Source organism: Microbacterium sp. zg.Y909, from assembly GCF_024626565.1.
Genome location: NZ_JANJFJ010000221.1, coordinates 1 through 7,209, shown reverse-complemented (window position 1 = coordinate 7,209; position 7,209 = coordinate 1). Strand labels below are relative to the sequence as shown.

At 68.3% G+C, this 7,209-nt stretch carries 8 protein-coding genes and 3 tRNA genes; 7 read left to right on the top strand and 4 right to left on the bottom strand.

All coding sequences use genetic code 11. The annotated features are described in order from the left end of the window. On the bottom strand, window positions 1–1,219 hold a 1,219-nt coding region (locus NQ160_RS15110; protein ID WP_257516016.1), incomplete at its 3' end, for a coiled-coil domain-containing protein. A gap of 249 nt (window positions 1,220–1,468) precedes the next feature. Between NQ160_RS15110 and NQ160_RS15105 the strand changes: the two genes are divergently transcribed. The 3 genes from NQ160_RS15105 to NQ160_RS15095 all read left to right on the top strand — a co-directional run bounded on the left by NQ160_RS15105 (window position 1,469) and on the right by NQ160_RS15095 (window position 1,777). Then, a tRNA-Glu gene (locus NQ160_RS15105) sits at window positions 1,469–1,541 on the top strand. 21 nt (window positions 1,542–1,562) lie between these two features. Beyond that, window positions 1,563–1,636: transfer RNA gene (locus NQ160_RS15100), tRNA-Asp, on the top strand. A 68-nt stretch (window positions 1,637–1,704) separates the two neighbouring features. Next, window positions 1,705–1,777: transfer RNA gene (locus NQ160_RS15095), tRNA-Phe, on the top strand. A 70-nt stretch (window positions 1,778–1,847) separates the two neighbouring features. Here NQ160_RS15095 and NQ160_RS15090 read toward each other — a convergent pair. The 3 genes from NQ160_RS15090 to NQ160_RS15080 all read right to left on the bottom strand — a co-directional run bounded on the left by NQ160_RS15090 (window position 1,848) and on the right by NQ160_RS15080 (window position 4,056). After that, on the bottom strand, window positions 1,848–3,191 hold the full coding sequence (locus NQ160_RS15090; protein WP_257516015.1) for a 3-phosphoshikimate 1-carboxyvinyltransferase: 1,344 nt from the start codon (window positions 3,189–3,191) through the stop codon (window positions 1,848–1,850). A gap of 191 nt (window positions 3,192–3,382) precedes the next feature. Beyond that, a complete protein-coding gene (locus NQ160_RS15085) occupies window positions 3,383–3,754 on the bottom strand; it encodes a VOC family protein (protein WP_257516014.1) in 372 nt (123 codons plus the stop codon). A gap of 20 nt (window positions 3,755–3,774) precedes the next feature. Beyond that, the gene (locus NQ160_RS15080) at window positions 3,775–4,056 is read right to left on the bottom strand and encodes an ArsR/SmtB family transcription factor (protein WP_257516013.1); all 282 of its coding nucleotides are present in this window, start codon (window positions 4,054–4,056) and stop codon (window positions 3,775–3,777) included. Between the two features lie 218 nt (window positions 4,057–4,274). On the opposite strand from NQ160_RS15080, the gene NQ160_RS15075 reads away from it, so the two are divergent. The 4 genes from NQ160_RS15075 to NQ160_RS15060 all read left to right on the top strand — a co-directional run bounded on the left by NQ160_RS15075 (window position 4,275) and on the right by NQ160_RS15060 (window position 7,204). Then, complete coding sequence (locus tag NQ160_RS15075) at window positions 4,275–4,475, top strand: hypothetical protein (protein WP_257516012.1); 201 nt, start codon at window positions 4,275–4,277, stop codon at window positions 4,473–4,475. A 162-nt stretch (window positions 4,476–4,637) separates the two neighbouring features. Beyond that, window positions 4,638–5,729 carry a polysaccharide deacetylase family protein gene (locus NQ160_RS15070; RefSeq protein WP_257516011.1) on the top strand — a complete coding sequence of 364 codons (1,092 nt, stop codon included), beginning with the start codon at window positions 4,638–4,640 and terminating at the stop codon, window positions 5,727–5,729. 44 nt (window positions 5,730–5,773) lie between these two features. Further along, on the top strand, window positions 5,774–6,901 hold the full coding sequence (locus tag NQ160_RS15065) for a glycosyltransferase (RefSeq protein WP_257516010.1): 1,128 nt from the start codon (window positions 5,774–5,776) through the stop codon (window positions 6,899–6,901). A 42-nt stretch (window positions 6,902–6,943) separates the two neighbouring features. Next, entirely contained in the window at window positions 6,944–7,204 is a 261-nt protein-coding gene (locus NQ160_RS15060) for a glutaredoxin family protein (protein ID WP_257516009.1), read from the top strand. The last annotated feature ends 5 nt before the right edge of the window (window positions 7,205–7,209 follow it).

The window sequence follows — 7,209 nt, the reverse complement described above, 5'->3', positions numbered from 1 at the left end:
TCTTGACGTAGTTGCCCCACGTGCCACTCTCGGCGGCGAAGACGACGGTTCCGGCGGCCGCGGCGTAGATGTACGCTCCGCAGCCGTTGGCGAAGTCGATGCCACGGTGGCCGCTGCCGCTGCAGTACCCGTTGGAGCAGATGGTGCCGCGGTTGCCGAACCATGAGCTGATCCAGCCGCCGTGCGGGCGCACCCAGCCCTGGCCGCCGCCAGAACCGCCGCCGCCGCCGGAGCCGCCGCCACCGCCGCCACCCCCGCCGCCGCCACCGCCGCCGCCGCTGGCCGGAGGCCGCGCCGCGTTCTCACGGGCGATGCGGTCGGCTTCTTCCTGGGCGCGGCGCGCGGCCTCTTCCCTGGCCTTGCGCTCACGCTCCTCGCGAGCACGACGCTCGGCTTCGACGCCGGCCTGGTAGCCGGCCACGGTCTGCGCGGTGGTGTCTTTGAGTGCCGCGAGCTGGGCCTGCAGCGTTCCGAGATGCTCGGTTTGAGCGGCGAGGGCCGCCTGGGCCGCCTCGGCCGCTGCCTGAGCCGCGACCATCTTGGCCTCGGCTTCACGCTTCAGCTCGTCGCGGGCGTTACGGGCGACGGATGCCTGGTCGCTCAGGCTCTGCGCGTTGTCGCGGGCGCTGACCGCGTCGGTGTAGACGGCCTGATTGGCGGCGAGGAGCTTGTCCATCGTGCCGAGTCGCGCGAGCAGATCGTCGGCGGTCGCGGCGGAACCCGAGAAGAACAGCTCCAGCGAAGTGTCGTCGCCCCCGTTGCGGTAGAGCTGGGATGCGACCCGTCCGGCCTTCTGCGCGGCCTCGAGCGCGCGGGCCTCTTCGGCGTCGGCCTGAGCCTGCAGCGATTCGGCGCGGTCAACCGCTGCCTCGTACGCCTCCTGCGCGGCCTGGTACTCGATCCCCAGACGCTCTGCTTCTGCCTGCTTGTTGGCGACGTCGGTGGTCAGGTCATTGATGAGCTGCTCGATGCGGGCGACCTCGGCGTTCTTGGACGCCTCGTTCGCCTTGGCCCGCTGCACGTCGTCCCACGAGGGGTATCCGGCCATGGCGAACGCGACCGGCGCGAACGGAGCGGCGAGAGCACCCGCTGCGACCAGGCCGAAGGCCCCGACCGTGAGCGCACCACGCCGGGTGACGCCGCGCGCGAAGGCGCGCTGCTCCGCCGGGGTCGGCGCGCAGCCGCATTCCTCGGGGTCGTCGATGCGCGTGAACCGCACGCAGCACCTCATCTCTTCGCCAGGTCGGGGGGAGTCGAAGACGTCTTCACAGTAGCAACATCAGTCACATCCGCAACGGTTTTCTCAGGGACTTCCACCCGGTCGTCGCGCACATCCTCCCGCCCATCGTGCCGTCCCAACAGCCCTCAGCCGGGTACGCCGCGCCCTCGATTGGTGTTTTCGCCAACCAGTGCATATGCTTGAGCGTCGGTAAGCGTGAGCACCGGGTTCGTCCCACAGGGTTCACTCGGCCCCATCGTTTAGCGGCCTAGGACGCCGCCCTTTCACGGCGGTAGCACGGGTTCGAATCCCGTTGGGGTCACACCTACAATTGAATATGCATGGCCCTGTAGCGCAGTTGGTTAGCGTGCCGCCCTGTCACGGCGGAGGTCGCGGGTTCAAGTCCCGTCAGGGTCGCTCCAGAGCGACGGGCCCTTTTTCGGAAGGGCCCTTCGTCTCGGACGCGGCAAGCATCACAGCCGCGCGGCTCTGTAGCTCAGTTGGTAGAGCGCACGACTGAAAATCGTGAGGTCACGGGATCGACGCCCGTCGGAGCCACTGCCCCTGATTCCAGGCTTCTACTGGGATCGGGGGCTTTTTCGTTCTCCCGGATCATGCCCATTGACGGCTATCGGGCACGGGAACCGCGCACCAATCGCTCCCACACCTTCGTGTACCCCGGCAGGTCTGCAGTCGCCGAACCGATGTCGTCGACGGTGACGCCGGGTACAGCAAGTCCGACCAGGGCTCCGGCGGTGGCGACGTGGTAATCATGGTCGGCTCGCCACACCCCGCCGGTCAGTGGGCGGGGAACCACGCGGATACCGTCAGGCAGTTCCTCCACCTCACCGCCGATGGCACGAAGATTGTCCACCAGTGCGTCGAGGTGCGTGCTCTCGTTCCCGGTGCGGGGCTTCAGTCCGGTGAAAGTCGACGGCCCGTCCGCGAAGGCGGCGAGGGCGGCCAGGATGGGGGTGAGTTCACTGATCTCCGACACATCGACGCACGCGCGCCGGATGATGCGCTCGGCACCACCGGTGACAGTCAGAGCTCCGCCCCGGCGGCGTGCGCGTGCTCCCATCAGCACCAGAATCTCGACGAGCCGGGCAGCTGGCTGCGCAGAATGAGCGGGCCACCCTGGGACGGATACGCGACCGCCGGCCATCATCGCGGCGGCGAGGAACGGTGCCGCAAGTGACAGATCGGGCTCAATGGTCACCTCTCTGGCCCGTACCGGCCCCCCGGGAACGACCCACTCGGTAGGTGTCGGCTGGTCGACGTACACGCCGCGGCGGCGGAGTGCTTCGACGGTCATGGCGATGTCGGGGAGGCTTCCCAGCGGTTGGCCGACGTGGCGGAGCGTCAGACCGATGTCGAACCGCGGAGCGGCCAGCAGCAGCGTCGAGACAAGCATGGATGAACGGTTGACGTCGATCTCCACGTGGCCGCCCCGTATGTGTCCGCGCCCGTGCACGGTCAGCGGCACAGTCCATTTGCCCGCGTCGTTGAGGTCGCAACCGATGCTGCGTAGGACCTTGATCACCTCGCCCAGCGGACGGTGCGACCGGCTCTCGTGAATATTCACGGTTACACTGCCCGAGGCACGGCCGGCGACGGCGAAAGCGACGGGGGCAACGCCGTCGGGCTCGGTGATGCTCACCACCGCATCGCTGGCGAGCGCAGCGGAGGGATCGACGACCAGATCCGGGCCGAAAGGCCCAGTACCGGCGACCTCCCGGATATCCACGCCCAGCACGCGCGAGGTCTCGATCACGCCCGCCAAAAAGTCAGAATGCAACGGCCGCATCAGCAGGCTTGAGCCCTCTGCACTGGCAGCAAGAACGATTTCGAAATAGGTCTGCGCCTGCGAGCCCGGCACAGTGACCACGTCGTCAAAGGGCCCCGCGGCATGGGGGGCCCTCCACTCCGCAGGAGAGGCGATGACCCTTTGAGATAGCTGTACGTTGACCATGCGTGCACCATAGGAGGCGCCGCCTAGTTGCGATAGCCCCTCGCGCGCGCCGTACAGGTATGACTGCGATCGTGACCCATGGGCAACGCGTGATGCCGGTTACTCGCGCCCTTCCCTGCTTTCGAAGCCGGTGACGCAGCACGACGGCTGGTGGCCGGCATGGACACTCCGCAGCGACTCCTCCGACGCGGTCATGCGGGGCTGACGAGCTGAATCAGATTGCCACACGTGTCATCGAGCACCGCGGTGCGCACCGGCCCGCCGGACGTCGGCGGCTGGACGAACCGCACCCCGCGCGCCGTGAGTTCGGCGTGGGCGGCATCCACGTCGTCGACTGCGAACGATGCCGAGGGAATGCCCTGCTCGGCGAGCGCCTCCACATACGTCTTCGCTGCCGGGTTCTCATCGGGCTCCAGCAGCAACTCGACCCCATCAGGATGGTCGGCGTCAACCACCGTGAGCCACCGATACTCGCCCAGCGGAATGTCATTCTTCGTGACGAAACCCAGCACGTCGGTATAGAACGCGAGCGCCTTCTCCTGGTCATCCACGAAAACGCTCATGACGTGCAGTCGTGCTTTCATCAGTCCGTCCCCCTTGTGTCGATTGGCCATCGCCGGGTGATTTCCCGCAACGGCGCGGTGTCCAGCCAGTGGAGTTTCGTGCGCCCCTCCCGTTCGGTGCTGATCAGGCCGCACTCCTCCAGAACTCCCAGGTGTTGGGATATGGCCTGCCGCGACGAGCCCGTGCCCGACTCGGCGAGCCGGCTGCAGATCTCGAACAGCGTGACACCGTCCCGACCGACCAACAGATCGAGGATCTGTCGGCGAGTCGCATCCGCGAGCGCCCGGTAGACGTCGGTCATGCGGCCAAGATATGCAAGTGGCGACTTGCACGTCAAGAGACCGATCGTCGATCGGCGAGTTCCGAAGATCAGTCGCACCACCACTGACGGCCGCCGGGGTGGCCGTCGGAGGGGCCGCGCGAGGCCCGTGCACGACAGGCTCCCCCGCGCGAGGGAGATCGAAAACCTCCCCCATCAGGCGGATGCTGTGATCCTGCACCCTCCGTACGTTGGTACCCATGGACAACGAAACGAACCCCGAACCGACCGGAGGCGCAGCAAAGGGAACCGGCATCAGCATCGGCGTGGCCCTGGGCCTCGCGCTGGGCGCGGCGGTCGGCATCACGGCCGACAACCTCGCCCTGTGGCTCGCGATCGGCGTCGCCATCGGCATCGCATGCGGCGCGGCCTTCGACGCCCGCGGGCGGCGGAAGAACTAGGCCCCGGTCGCTCCGCCGCCCCTCCGGGCAGCGGCGCCCGGACCCCTAGGATCAACGCGAGTGCGTCGCCGGTGACGCGCAGCGAGGGCAACGATGTCGGCATCGGGCAGTGCGGCACGCGGCGCGAGGCGGGCGCGACGGTCGCGGCGGCGCCTCTGGCCCGTGCTGCTGGTCGCGGCATCCGTCATCGCCGTCATCGCCGTCATCGCCGTCGCTCTCACCCTGCCCCGGGCGGCCGACGCGAACGGCCCGGCGAAGCCGGCCGCAGAGACCCCGACCGCCGCGCCGACCCCGGCGCCACCGCCCCTCACGCCCGCCGAACAGCTGCTGGCGGGCACCGATGACGCGAATGCCTGCGCCCTCACCTTCTCCATCGACGGCGCCGAGGTCGACCCGGTCCTCGTCTCGCAGGGAGCGCTGTACGGTGCCCTGCCCATCCCCCGGCGCGACGACGCGGTGTTCGCCGGCTGGTACCCGACGGCGATGGATGCCGCGGCCTACACGACCGCCGCACGCGTCAACGGTTCGCAGCTCGCGACCTGCGCCGACCGGCAGCAGACCCTGTACGGCTCGTGGATGACCCACGAGCGCGTCGCCGCCGAGGACGCGGCGATCCCGATCCTGATGTACCACCAGTTCACGACGAACCCGGAGGGCGAGGACGATTGGCTGCGCCTGAACTACGCCTACATCGGCGACTTCGAAGCGCACATGGACTACCTCGCCACGGGCGGCTTCTACCTGCCCACGTGGGACGAGCTGAGCGCCTTCATCGACGGCGCCCTGTTCCTGCCTGAACGGTCCGTCATCATCACCGACGACGACGCCCACCACACGTGGCTCGAGCTGGCCGCTCCCATCGTCGAGGCCAAGGGGCTCCTGGCCACGTCGTTCGTCATCACGAAGTTCCGCTCCGAGCCGGCTCCGAACCCCCATGTACTGCAGCGCTCCCACACGCACGACATGCACGAGGCGGGTGCCGACGGTCAGGGACGCATCGTCAACTGGTCGCCGGAGCAGATCGCGACCGATATGACGGCATCCGCTCAGATCCTCGGCGCCGCGGAGGTCGTGGCGTACCCCTTCGGCCACTACAACGAAACGGCCAAGGAGGGCCTGCGCCTCGCGGGGTTCGAGATGGCCCGCACCATCGAGCAGGGCTACGTCAGGGCCGGCACCGACAAGCTCGCTCTCCCCTGCGTTCGGATCAACTACGGCATGACGGTGGATGATCTCAGACGCCTCGTGGGGTGACGGGCTACCCTGAAAGACCCACCCGCCAGACGACAGGACGACCGATGGATCTGACGATCATCGTCCCGACCTATAACGAAGGTCCGAACGTCGTCGAACTGCTCGGCCGCATCGGCGAGGTCATGGCCGGCCGGGACTTCGAGGTGCTGTTCGTCGACGACTCCACCGACGACACCCCCGCGGTCGTGCAAGCTGCCGCCGCGACGACGTCCTTCCCCGTGCGCCTGCTGCATCGGGACACGGCCACGGACGGCCTGGGTGGTGCGGTGCTCGAGGGGTTCGCCGCCGCCCGATCGCCCTGGTGCCTGGTCATGGACGGCGATCTGCAGCATCCGCCCGAGACCATCCCCTCGCTGCTCGACCGGGCCGCAGTCGGCGACGTCGACGTCGTGGTGGCATCGCGCTATGCCGCGGGCGGCACGTCGAAGGGCTTGGCGGATGCCACGCGCACGACGGTCTCGCGCGCCTCGAACCTGCTGACCAAGGCGATGTTCCCCCGCAAGCTCGCGGGATGCTCCGACCCGATGACGGGGTTCTTCCTGCTCAACCGCGACGCCATCGACATCAGGGCGCTGCATCCGCGCGGCTTCAAGATCCTGCTCGAAGTGCTCGCCCGCCGGCAGCTGCGCATCGCGGAGGTGCCGTTCAACTTCGCGCCGCGTCACGCCGGTGCGTCGAAGGCGTCGTTCACGCAGGGCATCCGCTTTCTCACGCAACTGACGATGCTGCGGTTCGGCCGCATGTCGGCCTTCGCCCTCGTCGGCGGGTTCGGCGCCGTCGCGAACCTCGTGATCATGTGGGGCCTCATGCGGCTCGGCGTCGAATACGTCGTGGCCGCCTTGATCGCGAGCGAAGTGACGATCATCGGCAACTTCCTGCTTCTGGAGTACCTCGTCTTCGCCGACATGCGGTCGGAATCTGGCCTCATGCGCCATCGGTTCCTGAAGTCGTTCACCTTCAACAACGCCGAGGCGCTGATCCGCATCCCGGTGATGTGGCTGCTGGTGGAGGGCACCCATCTCTCCGCCATGTTCGCCGCCGCGCTCACCCTGGTGGCGGCCTTCATCGTGCGCTTCGTGTTCCACGCCCTCGTCGTCTACGCCCCCCGGCGCTCTGGCGCTGCTGCCGCCACGCGGGCCCGACAGGTCGTCGGACAGCACGCCGACCCCTGACCGTACGAGGCCAAGCACAGGGCGCGGCCGTAGGCTGGTGCCATGACCGACAAACCCGCCACTCTCACGATGTTCGGCGCCGACTGGTGCCGCGACTGCCGCCGCACCAAGGCCCAGCTCGACAAGCTCGGCGTCGCTTACGAGTACATCGACCTCGAGGCCGACCCCGCAGCCGCCGACATCGCGCGCGAGATCTCCGGACGCACGAACATCCCGGTCGTGGTGTACCCCGACGCGACGCATCACGTCGAGCCCGCCGACATCGACGTCGAGGCCAAGCTGCGGGAGCTCTCGCTCATCTGAGCCCT

Coding starts and splice junctions, on each gene's coding strand:
- NQ160_RS15090 (WP_257516015.1), bottom strand. CDS start 3,191: ATGGTCAACGTACAGCTATCTCAAAGGGTCATCGCCTCTCCTGCGGAG.
- NQ160_RS15085 (WP_257516014.1), bottom strand. CDS start 3,754: ATGAGCGTTTTCGTGGATGACCAGGAGAAGGCGCTCGCGTTCTATACC.
- NQ160_RS15080 (WP_257516013.1), bottom strand. CDS start 4,056: ATGACCGACGTCTACCGGGCGCTCGCGGATGCGACTCGCCGACAGATC.
- NQ160_RS15075 (WP_257516012.1), top strand. CDS start 4,275: ATGGACAACGAAACGAACCCCGAACCGACCGGAGGCGCAGCAAAGGGA.
- NQ160_RS15065 (WP_257516010.1), top strand. CDS start 5,774: ATGGATCTGACGATCATCGTCCCGACCTATAACGAAGGTCCGAACGTC.
- NQ160_RS15060 (WP_257516009.1), top strand. CDS start 6,944: ATGACCGACAAACCCGCCACTCTCACGATGTTCGGCGCCGACTGGTGC.